At 45.8% G+C, this 12,870-nt stretch carries 11 protein-coding genes and 1 riboswitch; of the genes, 4 read left to right on the top strand and 7 right to left on the bottom strand.

The window, feature by feature from the left end:
• Positions 1-64 precede the first annotated feature (64 nt).
• Entirely contained in the window at positions 65-985 is a 921-nt protein-coding gene (locus tag QUA56_RS17630) for a vitamin K epoxide reductase family protein (protein WP_333359821.1), read from the top strand.
• Between the two features lie 30 nt (positions 986-1,015).
• On the opposite strand, the gene QUA56_RS17625 is transcribed toward QUA56_RS17630, so the two are convergent.
• Positions 1,016-2,197, bottom strand: a complete 1,182-nt coding sequence (locus QUA56_RS17625; protein WP_333359819.1) for a hypothetical protein — start codon at positions 2,195-2,197, stop codon at positions 1,016-1,018.
• A 142-nt stretch (positions 2,198-2,339) separates the two neighbouring features.
• The gene (locus tag QUA56_RS17620; protein ID WP_333359817.1) at positions 2,340-2,582 is read right to left on the bottom strand and encodes a CbtB-domain containing protein; all 243 of its coding nucleotides are present in this window, start codon (positions 2,580-2,582) and stop codon (positions 2,340-2,342) included.
• Positions 2,557-2,699: riboswitch (cobalamin riboswitch) on the bottom strand. It overlaps the preceding gene by 26 nt.
• 269 nt (positions 2,700-2,968) lie before the next feature.
• Here QUA56_RS17620 and QUA56_RS17615 point away from each other — a divergent pair.
• Positions 2,969-4,273, top strand: coding sequence for an Nramp family divalent metal transporter (locus QUA56_RS17615; protein ID WP_333359815.1), 1,305 nt, complete (start codon positions 2,969-2,971; stop codon positions 4,271-4,273).
• 67 nt (positions 4,274-4,340) lie between these two features.
• Here QUA56_RS17615 and QUA56_RS17610 read toward each other — a convergent pair whose 3' ends face one another.
• From QUA56_RS17610 to ctpB, 3 genes are all read right to left on the bottom strand, one after another.
• A complete protein-coding gene (locus QUA56_RS17610) occupies positions 4,341-5,093 on the bottom strand; it encodes a cupin domain-containing protein (protein ID WP_333359813.1) in 753 nt (250 codons plus the stop codon).
• Between the two features lie 122 nt (positions 5,094-5,215).
• Positions 5,216-6,109, bottom strand: a complete 894-nt coding sequence (locus QUA56_RS17605; protein WP_333359811.1) for an FkbM family methyltransferase — start codon at positions 6,107-6,109, stop codon at positions 5,216-5,218.
• Positions 6,110-6,775: 666 nt separating this feature from the next.
• A complete protein-coding gene (gene ctpB / locus QUA56_RS17600; protein ID WP_333359809.1) occupies positions 6,776-8,095 on the bottom strand; it encodes a carboxyl-terminal processing protease CtpB in 1,320 nt (439 codons plus the stop codon).
• A gap of 195 nt (positions 8,096-8,290) precedes the next feature.
• Between ctpB and QUA56_RS17595 the strand changes: the two genes are divergently transcribed.
• Entirely contained in the window at positions 8,291-9,136 is an 846-nt protein-coding gene (locus QUA56_RS17595; RefSeq protein ID WP_333359808.1) for a hypothetical protein, read from the top strand.
• 115 nt (positions 9,137-9,251) lie between these two features.
• Here the strand turns inward: QUA56_RS17595 and QUA56_RS17590 are convergent, their stop codons facing one another.
• Complete coding sequence (locus QUA56_RS17590; RefSeq protein WP_333359806.1) at positions 9,252-9,821, bottom strand: pseudouridine synthase; 570 nt, start codon at positions 9,819-9,821, stop codon at positions 9,252-9,254.
• Between the two features lie 267 nt (positions 9,822-10,088).
• Here QUA56_RS17590 and wecB point away from each other — a divergent pair, with 267 nt between their 5' ends.
• Positions 10,089-11,201 carry a non-hydrolyzing UDP-N-acetylglucosamine 2-epimerase gene (gene wecB / locus QUA56_RS17585; RefSeq protein ID WP_333359882.1) on the top strand — a complete coding sequence of 371 codons (1,113 nt, stop codon included), beginning with the start codon at positions 10,089-10,091 and terminating at the stop codon, positions 11,199-11,201.
• A gap of 123 nt (positions 11,202-11,324) precedes the next feature.
• On the opposite strand, the gene QUA56_RS17580 is transcribed toward wecB, so the two are convergent.
• Positions 11,325-12,617, bottom strand: coding sequence for a TPM domain-containing protein (locus tag QUA56_RS17580; protein WP_333359804.1), 1,293 nt, complete (start codon positions 12,615-12,617; stop codon positions 11,325-11,327).
• Positions 12,618-12,870 lie beyond the last annotated feature (253 nt).

Here is a 12,870-nt window from a genome sequence, read left to right as displayed (position 1 = left end):
TTTCAAATTGAGTATTGCCTACCTTACCCACAATTGAGACATACATTCTGAGGTCAAAAATATTATGCGCCGTCAACGTTCTATGCCCTGGATTCACCGTTATTATCGTCCGATTACGGCAGGAATTGCCTCGATAGGGGCTGCGATCGCTGCCTATCTAACAGCGGTCAAGTTATCCAACGGAACGGCAGTTTGTCCGATCGCAGGCTGCGACATCGTGCTTTCGAGTCCCTATGCCTATGTCTTTGGTTTGCCTCTTTCTTTGTTCGGTTTTTTGGGCTATTTGAGCATGATAGTTTTTGCCGTAGCTCCCCTATTTGTCAATCCCGCAGAACAGAAGAGTCTCCGCTCTAAGTTAGAGTCTTGGACGGGACTATTTCTGTTTGCTGGTAGCACAGCTATGACGATTTTTAGCGGCTATCTGATGTATGTACTGGCTGTTGATATCAAAGCCGCTTGTATTTATTGTATTGCCTCTGCTTTATTTGCAACTAGCTTGTTTGTCTTAGCATTAATCGGTCGCGAATGGGATGATATCGGACAACTATTTTTCATAGGAATTCTGGTGTCTATGTTAGTGTTGATTTCTTCTTTGGCTCTTTATGCCGATGTAAATAATCTCGGTACAGCTAAGGAAACTAGCATGAAGACTGCAACATCTTCCGGTAGTTCAGAAATTGCTTTAGCGCGACATTTAAAAATAGTGGGAGCTAAAATGTACGGCTCTTTTACCTGCGAGCATTGTCAAGCGCAGAAGGAATATTTTGGCAAAGAAGCGGCTCGCTTTATCAATTATATCGAGTGCAATCCTCAAGGGAAAAATGCTCGGCGGGATCTTTGCGAAGCTGCGAAGATTCAGGGGACTCCCACTTGGGAAATTAACGGTAAGTTTTACGAAGGGCAAAAATCGTTGCAGGAGTTAGCTGATTTATCTGGCTATCAAGGAACTCGCGAATTTAATAATCTCTCAAATCAGGAACGTTGACAATAGTGATTTTTGCCGATCGCACGTCGATTAAATTAGCCGCCACCGCCCAAGCAAACGGCGCTGCAATCCAAATCCGATCGCCATTCCTGCGACTACAATGCCTGTAAAGTAAGCCAACACAGTCAACCGCACTGAAAGAGGAGGCGCAACTCCCTCAACCTCAATAGTTTGTGAAACCTGCAATGGTGGAAACTGACGGGCTGCATTTGGTTGGGGAGAAACTTCTACCTCAACTTTATGAGGTGCGCCATCAAAAAACTGCTCTTGCCATAGTAGTTTTCCGGCTGCATCTGGCGCACCTTTGTAGGCAAAAGCAATCCAATCATGTTCGAGTTGGATAGTTTTAATATTCAACAATACATCTGTGACTGGCTGATTTGTTTTGATATCGGTGACTTGAACTTGTAAATTAGCAGTTGTACCTACTGTGGCACTAACATCTCCAGAAAGTCGCACCTCAAAACCCTGAGATTTCACGATCGGGCTAATTTTTTCTGTAGGTGCGGATTCAGTCATGTGAGACATTGGCATCGACATCTCAGACTGGGCAATTTCAGCACTCACATTGACAAATAACAAGGCAGCGATCGCAATTATTATCGCCCCACTTAACAGCAATCGCACTCTCTCGGGCGCTATTTCTCCTGCTTGGATTTTGGGCTTTCCTCCAATTGCCAAGCCGCCACCTAGCCCAACAGCCAACAAAATCGCAGCTAAAATCCAAAAATTGCGATACTTCACCCCGTTTTCCGGGACAGATAGTGTTAAAGTTTGCTCAAAAGGAGTAAAAGCATTTGGGGCGATCGGAGTCACCTTTGCTAACAATTGATAATTTCCCCTAATCGGCAGCATTTGCTGGATTTGCAACTCACCTTTAGCTGCAACAGCCTCTATATCCAGCAACTTTGTTCCCTCCACGATCGGAAAATCGGTGGTAAACCAAGGATTTTTAGGCGGAGTTAGAATTGTCAGCCCAATTCGAGCATTCTCTAAGGGAATACCCGCCGCATCTAAAGCTTGTAACTTTAACGACACCGGAGATAGAGGTGTAGTTGCCTCGGCTTCAAAGGGTAAAATCTGACTGATTGGCGGTTCAGCAGTCAGTCGCACAGTTGGTTGTGGAGACTGCGAAAACCCTACCCAAGTATAGAAAACGATACTCATCATGCAGACAGCAGTGATGAGTGCAGAAAACTTGAATTTTGACATTTTAATTCTGGACTTTTAAGGACTCTTGCGTGGAGTGGGGGCGGGTTTATTTAATCTGTCTGCACATGAGAAAGCTATTGGTGAATCCGCCCCTACAGGTTAAGCGAGAATGGTGCAATATCTCAAATGAAAACAATCTTGTCTAGTGACAACTAACCATCAAAGTGTGGTGGCGCAGAGAGTGTACCTTGTTATGAACGGCGGGATAAGTTGTAAAGTAAACAGTCCAGACAGTCAAAGCGCATAGGGAGATGTATAGCGTCGCTTGCACGGGTGTTGAAAGCGTCAACCGTGCCGTTTGTTGCCAAATTGAAGAAGAAGAAGATTGAGTAGTCATCATGTACCTCGCAGATGAATTTAAGTAAATTTGGGCATCGGCGGGCATCCTGACTTGGAGAACTTTTCTCCTTCACAGTTGCGGGACAGTGTTGGATTTGCACCGAACTTTCCCCGTTACCTCTGGTGGCTGCTCCTCACCAGAACCGATTTGATATTCAGACAGTACCACACTTTTTGTTGTTGCATTCACATTGCCTAGAATGTTACACAAAATATACACAACTTAATATATAGCCTTTCTCAGAAAGATGAGGTACGTTGTTGGGCTTCAGCCCTCTTAGTCTGGCTGGTTATGTAAGCTGTCAGTCATACCTCATCTTTTTGAGAAAGGCTATATACGGTGACTCTGCCGGATTTCGATCCGACTGATGACATTCCGCTACCTTTGTGAGATTATGAAAAGAATATGAAAATCATTTAACCGTAAAACAAATGACTCATTCGGAGAACAAACCCAGCCTTCCAGAGGTTCACCGCAGCATCCCCGTTCCCAACAGCAAAGGTTTCTGGCGTAAAATGCTGGCCTACGCAGGGCCTGGATATTTGGTTTCAGTGGGTTACATGGACCCCGGAAACTGGGCGACTGACTTAGCGGGGGGAGCAAAGTTTGGCTATGCGCTATTAAGTGTGATTTTGCTATCTAATTTGATGGCAATTTTGCTGCAATCACTCTGCGTGCGTTTGGGAGTGGCAACGGGACGAGATTTGGCACAAGCTTGTCGAGATTATTTCAGTCCGCGAGTCAGTTTTTTGCTGTGGATACTTTGTGAAATTGCTATTTCTGCTTGCGATTTAGCTGAACTTGTTGGAAGTGCGATCGGACTGCAATTGCTATTTGGCATTCCCTTAGTTTGGGGAGTGTGCATCACTGCGCTAGATGTGATAATGGTGTTATTTTTACAAGGGAAAGGCTTTCGTTATATCGAAGCTTTGGTAATTACGATTATTGCAATTATTGGCGGTTGTTTTATTGCCGAAATATTTTTTGCCAAACCAGATGCCGGAGGAGTTTTACTCGGTTATGTTCCGAAGCTAGAGATTTTGCAAAATCAGGCAATGCTTTATATTGCGGTTGGTATTTTGGGGGCAACTGTGATGCCGCACAATCTTTACTTGCATTCGTCGATCGTGCAAACTCGCGCTTGGCAAGAAACTGCTGATAAAAAATGGGAAGCAATAAAATTTGGCACAATTGATTCTAGCGTGGCGCTGTCAATAGCTTTGTTTATTAATTCAGCTATTCTGATTTTGTCTGCTGCCACATTTCACTTTTCCGGCTATCAAGAAGTAGCAGAAATTCAAGATGCTTACAAACTGCTTTCTCCGGTGCTGGGCGTGGGTTCAGCCAGTGCCATTTTTGCCTTTGCTTTATTGGCTTCGGGGCAGAATTCAACCTTGACTGCAACTCTAGCAGGACAGATTGTGATGGAAGGGTTTTTGAATTTTCGTCTGCGGCCTTGGTTGCGGCGGTTGCTGACTCGACTGGTGGCCATTGTGCCAGCTTTGATCTCTATTATTCTGTTCGGTGAAGGCAGTACAACTAATTTGCTGGTTTTCAGTCAAGTGATTCTCAGTTTGCAATTACCTTTTGCAGTAATTCCCTTGGTAATGTTTACCTCAAACCGCCGCTTGATGGGAGAGTTTGTGAATCCATTTTGGCTGAAAGCGGTAGCTTGGTTAGTCGCTAGTATTATAGTAGGATTAAATAGTTGGCTGCTGTTGCAAACCATTTTCTAGCAATTGCCAATTATAGTCCAGCCCCCGCAGAGGGGAAGTTTTGTCTGACAATTTACACTGCGAATCCTTAGCTAGAAGACTCAGTTGTCTCAAAAGGCTGTCGGAAGTCTTCTCCAACAATAAATCGCGTTGAATCTAGAGGATAAGTCTTCACATAAACCAGACAACCGGTTGCCGACGAAGGACTATAGGGAGAATTGGGTGAATACCGCAGCCAACTACCAGTTGGGTAATCTCCTAACTCATCACTCCAAGTACCTTCGATGACAAAGATTTCTTTCACTTCAGATTCAACTACGTTTGACAAAGCCGTGCCGGGTTGCCAGCGTTCCACCCAAACTTTTTCAGGAAAACCCTCTTGTTCGTAAAGTGGCTTCACCTCAATTTGGGGAATAATACCGGGCTGCCAGGACAACTCGTAAATATTCGTTTTCACCCGCTGGCGAGTGGTTCCACCATGTTGCCGTAATTTAACAAATGTCAGGCAACCTTCATCGCTATAAGGGCGATGGATAAACCCTTCAGGATTGAGCATATAAGATCCTGGGGGATACACACCGGTTTCATCAGCGAAGTTGCCCTGGAGTACCAAAATTTCTTCTCCACCGGCGTGTCCGTGCAGCGGGAAAAAGCCACCCGGATCGAAGCGAGTCAGCATGGTGACGGGATGATCTTGAACGTTATCGTCGGACTCAAAGGCACCAAACCAAATGCCCGTAAAAGTGGTCTGATACCAGGTTAGCGATGACTGCAATACTGCGGCTCGACTCGATACGTCGTTGTGAATTGGTTGAGGTTGCCACTGAAATTGAGAAGACATGATTATTGAAATTTAAGATGAATTTAAGGTTGATTTAAGATTAATTTCAGATTGTCAATAGGCTGGTTAGAATAACCAGTATACAGGAATTGTGCCATATTTTCTTGCCGATCGCCTATTGCCTATTTATACTGTTTCGCCAGTGCGATCGTTTTATCTAGCAATATACCGCCCACAGGATCTGTGCCATAGGAGTCTGAGATGTGTAAGGCGATATCCAGGGCAAAACCCACCTTGCCATCCAAGAGCGCAAAAGCCCAAAGACTCACGTAGTCGCGCAAACTAGCATCAACTAATTTGAGGTGCTCTAGGGTTCTGAAATATCTGGATTCAGCGGCTGTCGGACTCCCCGGCAATCGTTCGATCTGTTGCTGGTCGAGTTGACTGGAGAGGGCTTTCCGCGTACTCTGCATCACCCTAGGAAAACTCTGAAAGTTGAGACTCGACAGCCAAAACCCTTCCTCAATTAAAGCTTTATGAACTCGATCGAAGGTGTTTTCTCCGTCATAGAAAGCTATGATTCCCGGTTCGACATCGATCGCTAACATCCGATCTCTGACCGATTTATCGATACTCAGAAAGATATCTAAATCCCGACCTTGAGAATCGAGTTTTAACCAATCAATTCCATGAACTTTCAGCTCTCCAATGACTTCATCCAAGCGTGTTGCAGGTAATTCCACACGGCTCTCAACGTCAAAAGTTTCTGTAAAGCTATACTGCTGGGAATTCTCGTTGGGTTGAAGCGTACTCGAACAGAAGGGATAGGAAGTTAGGAAAAATTTGACCTGACTAGAGGAATCATCGGTTACGATTTTTTTGACAATGGTAAATTTTTGGAAATTCCAAGAATTTTCCTCATTCAATTCCCTAGAATCTGGGTCGAAGCCGATGTAGTAGGAAAACGGAGCAATTTCCTGCCAGATGCGGTGAGGTTCGCCTGATGCACCGATATCAACTAGAACAAAATTAGTCTCATTGAAAATTGCAATTTCCGACAGTAATTCTTGAAACATTGCGTCGCTTTACCCGATCGAATAGTTGGCCTTAGCCATTAAACATCAAAGTCGCGCATATAGCAATCCTATCAATAGCGATCGACCGTCAGTTGTCAGCAATCGGCTGAGGCCCTTCCAGAATTTCGGGGAGAGCCAAGCCCAGATATCTCTCGTCTGGCAACAGATACGAGTCTTGTGGGCCGTGTCAATCGATTTTAGATTTTAGATTTTAGATTTTAGATTAAAGAATTGAAGCATTGACCCCACGGATCGAGTCGGGGGCTCCTTTATCGGATACAGGTTTTTTATTTCTGGACGGATGAATCACGTGGCGGGTATCCTAGATGCTTGATTGTGAAACCCGATTGGGTTCGATCGCAAGAAATCGGAAGCTTGAGGCTTAGCGGTATCGAGAGAGGCCGATGGGAGCATCTCAGTTTTGCAAAAAGCATTTTTTTTATTATAGTGCGAGCTTAAGAGCTCGCGTATTCTACAAATCGCGAGCTCTTAAGCTCGCACTATAAATGCAAAACTGAGATGCTCCCGAGGCCGATGAGACGATAACATCGGTTTCAGTAGTCATTTGGCAATCACAATCAATCACCAATAACTAATAAATAAAAAACAAAACCCGCCGGCGCGGGTTTTATCTTAAAGCTAATTGTGAATGACTGCCAATTTGAACTATTTTTTGACAGGAACAAGCTCGTTAGCAACAACCGGACGGACAGACGAAGCGGTAGTTTTCAAAAGTGCGATCGCCTGCGCGTAAACAGGATCGTCCTTAGTCGCAACCAGCGTCGGTTTGTTAGCTAATTTCAGCTTTTGTTCGTCGGTGACTTCGACTTTGACATCGGGAGTAACGCCCTTGTGGCTGATATCCGTACCGTTGGGAGTATAGTAGTGAGCGATCGTCACTGCTAACCCCGAACCGTCAGACAAAGAATGTACCGACTGCACCAAAGCTTTGCCAAAAGTTTGGCCGCCCATCACAGTTGCGCGCTTGTTGTCCTTGAGAGCACCGGCCAAAATCTCGCTAGCACTCGCGGAGTTGTCGTCCACGAGCACCACCAAAGGCTTGTCAGTGATCGCAGTGCGATTTGCGCGCATTTCCTGAGAATCGCCCGCGCGATCGACTGTGCGGACGATCGCCCCGGTATCCATCCACATCCGAGCGATATCAATGCTCACTCGCAGCAAACCGCCGGGATTGCCCCGCAAATCCAACACAAAAGCGTCAGCTTTCTGATCCGAGAGCTTTTTAATCGCTGCCTGCATTTGTTCGCCCGCGTGGGAGCTAAACTCTTGCAAGCGGATGTAACCGACATTCTTACCGCCTTCATTCTTGAGGCTGTAGCGAACCGCTGCTACCTCAATTCTCGCCCTAGTCAGAGTGATATCAAACTCGCTTTTGCCCGATCGAGCAATCCGCAGCGTGACTTTCGTACCTTCAGCGCCCCGAATTATCTGAGCCGCATCCGAGACAGTCATGCCTTTGGTAGCTTTGCCGTCAATCACCAAAATCGTATCGCCCGCTTGAATCCCTGCCTTCAGGGCCGGCGAATTTTCCATCGGCTCGACTACCGTAATCGCTTTCGTTTTCTCGTCTTGTTCCAGCCTCATCCCCACCCCTGTCAGTTCCCCGGAGGTCTGATTTGTCAGCGCTTCGTACTGCTTCGGGTCCATGAAGCGCGTGTAGGGGTCGTTTAATTTCTCTAGGGCTTTGCGGAGGGCGGTGTAGGCAGCTTCGCGAGAGGTATAATTTTTGCTCAACAGTTCTTGGCGGGTTACTTGCCAGTCAGTCTTGTTAAAGCTGCCATCAACATAGTCTCGGTTCACAATTTGCCAAGCTTCGTCTAAGACAGCTTTGGGGCTATCTTGAAGCTCTGCGCGGACTGATTGACTCAGGCCGGGAACGAGTAAAGATATCGAAGCGGTTGTTGCCATCGCCCCAGTGAACAGGGCTGCCTGTAACTTAGAAAAGCGTCTGCGGGCTTGATTCATTGAATTTGGCTCAATTCGATTTTAGATTTTTGATTTGAGATTTGATATTGCTAAAAAATCTCAAACTACTACTTAAACTATTGTGTGGAGGCTACACCATCCCTTTTGACAGTTTAACGAGATTCATAGTCGATCGCCAACCAATTACTACTCTCTTTCAATAAACTTAATTTAAAACTTGGATTTAAATGTGCCGTGGAAGCTAAAATCGAACAATTTTCGCGTAAGTGGTTGAGCCTGCTCGTTAATGGAGTTATCGGTCTAGCAGCGCTGGCGGGGGTCGTTGCCATGCAGTCGAGCGGGGATTTGGGCGGAATGCCCTCTGTTGGCGTTCAGGGGCAAAAGCCGCTCTCTGCAATTTCTGCTGCGAGTTTCAAACAAGCCGCACAGCAAGAAGCGCAGCAAGAAGCCCTGCGGCTGAAAATGCTCAAAACTATCCCTAGTTTTGGGTTTGACAATTTAATTGCAGATTGGACATTTCTCAAATTTTTGCAATATTTTGGCGACGACGAAGCGCGAGATGTGACGGGCTACAATTTGAGCCAAGATTATTTTGACATAGTTACGCAGCGCGACCCGCGGTGGGCTGACATTTACCTGTTTCTTTCCACAGCTATTTCTTTTTATCAGGGAAAGCCGGAAACTGCTGTTAAGTTGATAGAGCGCGGTACTAGCGCCCTTTCTGTTTCGCCGCAAATTCATCCCCAAGCGTGGATAGTGTGGCGAACTAAAGGTCTTGATGAGTTGCTGCTGTTGGGCGATATTCCCGAGTCAATTAACTCTCACGAAATGGCCGCTGAGTGGGCGGAAAAAACCCCGGAAGGGTCGAAATTGGCGCCGATGTTTCGAGCAACTGCTGAATATTTGCGCAGAGATCCCGATAGCGTGCCGGTGCGTTTTACTGCTTGGAGCACGGTTTATGCTCAAACAACTGATAAGTTGGTGCGTCAAAGGGCGAAACAAGCTCTTGTCAAGTTGGGAGCTCAGGTGAAAAAAGATCGGAATGGAAAGGAGAGTTTTATTTTGCCGCCTCGAAAGTAAGCATAAGAAGGAAGAAGGAAGAAGGGAAATGCAGTCGCAGTAATAGTTTCAGATATCAAGAGTGGCCTAAATGTCAAGACGGTTGACTGTAATTCCCCAATCTAAAATCTAAAATCTAAAATCTAAAATCAGCTTGAGTTAGTTCGCGCCATTCACCGGGTTTGAGGCCTTCCAGACGCAAATGCCCGATCGCACTCCTGACTAGCCGCAGCGTCGGAAACCCTACTGCTGCGGTCATCCGGCGCACTTGGCGGTTGCGGCCTTCTGTCAGGGTCATTTCCAGCCAAGCTGTCGGTATGTTTTTGCGAAATCTAATCGGCGGTTCGCGGGGCGGCAATAGTGGTTCTTCTAACAATAATTGCACTTTTGCCGATCGAGTCCGATAATCTTGAATTGTGACACCAGTTTGCAAAGCTGCGATCGCACCTGCATCGGGAATTCGTTCCACTTGCACCCAGTAAGTGCGGGGATGAGCGAATTTCGGGTCACTGAGTCGGTGCTGCATTTGTCCGTCATCGGTTAGCAGCAACAAACCTTCACTATCGCGATCGAGCCTTCCTACTGCATAAATGTCAGGAATCGGAATATAATCTTTCAGGGTTCTGCGTTTAGTTTCGCTGGAGTTGTCAGTGAATTGAGTTAAAACATCATAAGGTTTGTAAAATAGAATGTACCGATAGGGCATAACAAATTAACGATTAAAAATCTACGATTTGGTTTTAATATTAACTGAATAGGTATCAACGGAGATATTGCATCATTGTCAATTACCTATTTAGGAACAGGCAAGATGCCTGTTTCACAGTAAAATTGAGTTTTTGTGGAACGGGCAAGATGCCCGTTCTTAAGAATGGTGAAAGATGTGAGTATAAACTGATATCCTGCACCAAGGTCAAAAACAGGCAAGATGCCTGTTCCACGAAATATGAATAAACTTACACCTAATTTTACCATGCCCGAAGCCACACACCGCGTTTGCATCGTCTTAGGAACTCGCCCGGAAGCGATTAAACTAGCCCCAGTAATTCAACGGTTCAAAAGTTCGCCAACCTTTGACACCCAAGTAATTTTAACCGGTCAGCACCGAGAAATGGTCGAGCAAGTAATGCGAATGTTCGATCTAAAAGCCGATCGGGATTTAGCAATTATGCAGCACCAGCAAACCTTGACGGATATTACTTCCCGGAGTTTGCAGGGTTTGGAAGCTTTGTTTAAAGAATTGCAGCCCGAAATCGTCTTAGTTCAGGGCGATACAACGACTGCGTTTGCCGCTGCTTTGGCTGCATTTTACCAGAAAATACCCGTAGGTCACGTAGAAGCCGGATTGCGGACAGACGACGTGTTCAATCCTTACCCCGAAGAGGCTAACCGACGGTTGATATCTCAGCTCACACGGCTGCATTTTGCCCCGACAGCGCTTGCCCAAGAGAATTTAGGGCGATCGGGCGTTTTGGGAGAAATTCACCGTACAGGCAACACAGTAATCGATGCTTTGCTTGCAGTAGCCAAACGCGAACCAGAATGCAACATTCCTAACTTAGATTGGAGCAAATATCGCACTATCTTAGCAACAGTTCACCGCCGCGAAAATTGGGGCAAACCTTTAGCAGGAATTGCTCAGGCATTTCTCCAAATCTTAGATAAATTTCCCGATACAGCCTTGCTCTTACCTCTACACCGAAATCCGACAGTTCGAGAACCTTTGCAAGCTCTTTTGGGCGACCATCCGAGAGTATTTTTAACTGAACCTTTAGATTACGCAGAATTAGTAGGAGCGATTCAGAGATGTCATTTAATTTTAACAGATTCCGGCGGCTTGCAAGAAGAAGCACCTAGTTTGGGCAAGCCTGTTTTAGTATTGCGAGAAACCACAGAAAGACCAGAAGCAATTTCTGGGGGAACTGCTAAACTTGTCGGTACGAATTCTGATACAATTTTCACAGCAGCGGCAGAATTGCTGAGCAATTCCGCAGCTTACAACGCAATGGCAATGGCAATTAATCCCTTTGGTGACGGTTTGGCAGCCTCGCGGATTTTGAAAATTGTTGAAGAGTATTTTAGTTAACTACCCCCTCGCGAGTTGGGCGGTTGAAACCGCCACTACACAAACAAAGTCCGCCTGCGCGGACTCTAAAAGAAAGTGCGTAATTCCTGCTAAAAAAACCCGGTTTCTGCCTCCTTTCCCGAATTACCAATCCCCACCGCCACCCCCACTACTGCTGTAGTCGCTACTGCTGCTACTGCTGTAGTCGCTACTGCTGCTACTGCTGTAGTCGCTACTGCTGCTACTGCTGTAGTCGCTACTGCTGCTACTGCTGTAGTCGCCACCCCCACCGCCACCGCTGGAGTCGCTACTGCTAATGCTGTAGTCGCCACCGCCACCGCCACCGCTGGAGTCGCCACCGCCAAAGCTACCTCCGCAGTCGCTGTTGCTAATACTGTAGTCGCTGCTATTAGTGCTGTAATCGCCACCGCAATCATCGCTATTACTGTTACTGCTGTAGTCACTGTTGCTAATACTGTAGTCGCTGCTATTGGTGCTGTAATCGCCACCGCAATCATCGCTATTACTGTTAGTGCTGTAGTCGCTAGTGCTACTGTAATCGATGATGTTAGTGCTGTAGTCGCCAGCCCCACCGTAATAGTTGTGGGTGTTACTGCTGTAATTGGGACTGTTACTGCTGTAATTGCGCGGATAACGGCGGTGGGAGGGGGAAGGAGAATTCCCAGAAAATAAGCTGCGAAATATCCTGAAGATAATGAAGCAAGGTATAAATGCTATGAATGCTATGAATAACAACCCTAATAAGCCATAGATTAAATTCGATGAATCTTCACCTGTGGATGTACTATTGCTAATAACTGGCGATTGGCTAGGTATTGCTGACGGTTTCACCCCTTGAGATGGTACGATTGGAGCCAAAGGCAGCGTGGTTTGAGATTGAGCATTTACCGTCGGAGTTTGTAAAACATTTACTAACGCCTTTGTCCCGGCTAATGTGCCCCCGTTAAAGTCCTGCTGTTTAAATCTGGGCGTAATTTCCGTTTTAATAATTCCCACTACCTTCGCATCGGGTAAAATGCTTTGAATGCCAGAACCTGTTTCAATTTGAACGCGGCGTTCACCCGACGAAATCAACAATAAAACTCCGTTATTTGTACCTTTTTTGCCAATACCCCAAAAGTTAAATAATTCTGTAGCAAATGCTTTTGGTGTCGCAGATGGTTTAGTATCAGGCACTGTCACAACAGCGATTTCTGAGCCGTTTTTCGCCTCTAAATCCGAAATCATTTGATTTAGTTGAGTTTCGGTGCTGTCGCTGAGAATGTTTGCGTTGTCCGTTACCCAAGTATTATTTAATTGGCGGGGATTCGGTACTTCTTGTACTGTTATAGCTTGGCTCGTTAGGGGAAATGCAATTGCCGAAAAGCACAGCAAACTGCTCCAAATTATTTGTTTGTTGCTAAATTGTAACTGCATTGCTTCAGTCTCCTGAATAACTGCTAGTATGAAATTGACATATATCTGTCCGCCTAATTACAATTAAATAACCAGCTCGCTGTGATGTCAATTCATATTATTCAGAAGTTGGATTCATAAAAATCATAATTTTCGGTTCGCCATAAGCACTTTACATTTATAGTCCTGGACGCACGGGTGGCGAGAAACCGGGTTTTTAACCAAAATAATTTAGGACTAAGGCCAACTCGCACATTAAACAAAGGTATGTAGT

Origin of the sequence: Microcoleus sp. N3A4, from assembly GCF_036701805.1 — a bacterium.
Classification (GTDB): Bacteria; Cyanobacteriota; Cyanobacteriia; order Cyanobacteriales; family Microcoleaceae; genus Microcoleus.
Note: the sequence above shows the minus strand (reverse complement) of the source record. Positions and strands in the feature narration are given on the sequence as shown.

Coding starts and splice junctions, on each gene's coding strand:
- QUA56_RS17620 (WP_333359817.1), bottom strand. CDS start 2,582: ATGCCCGCCGATGCCCAAATTTACTTAAATTCATCTGCGAGGTACATG.
- QUA56_RS17630 (WP_333359821.1), top strand. CDS start 65: ATGCGCCGTCAACGTTCTATGCCCTGGATTCACCGTTATTATCGTCCG.
- QUA56_RS17590 (WP_333359806.1), bottom strand. CDS start 9,821: ATGCCCTATCGGTACATTCTATTTTACAAACCTTATGATGTTTTAACT.
- ctpB (WP_333359809.1), bottom strand. CDS start 8,095: ATGAATCAAGCCCGCAGACGCTTTTCTAAGTTACAGGCAGCCCTGTTC.
- QUA56_RS17580 (WP_333359804.1), bottom strand. CDS start 12,617: ATGCAGTTACAATTTAGCAACAAACAAATAATTTGGAGCAGTTTGCTG.
- QUA56_RS17605 (WP_333359811.1), bottom strand. CDS start 6,109: ATGTTTCAAGAATTACTGTCGGAAATTGCAATTTTCAATGAGACTAAT.
- QUA56_RS17610 (WP_333359813.1), bottom strand. CDS start 5,093: ATGTCTTCTCAATTTCAGTGGCAACCTCAACCAATTCACAACGACGTA.
- wecB (WP_333359882.1), top strand. CDS start 10,089: ATGCCCGAAGCCACACACCGCGTTTGCATCGTCTTAGGAACTCGCCCG.
- QUA56_RS17625 (WP_333359819.1), bottom strand. CDS start 2,197: ATGTCAAAATTCAAGTTTTCTGCACTCATCACTGCTGTCTGCATGATG.
- QUA56_RS17615 (WP_333359815.1), top strand. CDS start 2,969: ATGACTCATTCGGAGAACAAACCCAGCCTTCCAGAGGTTCACCGCAGC.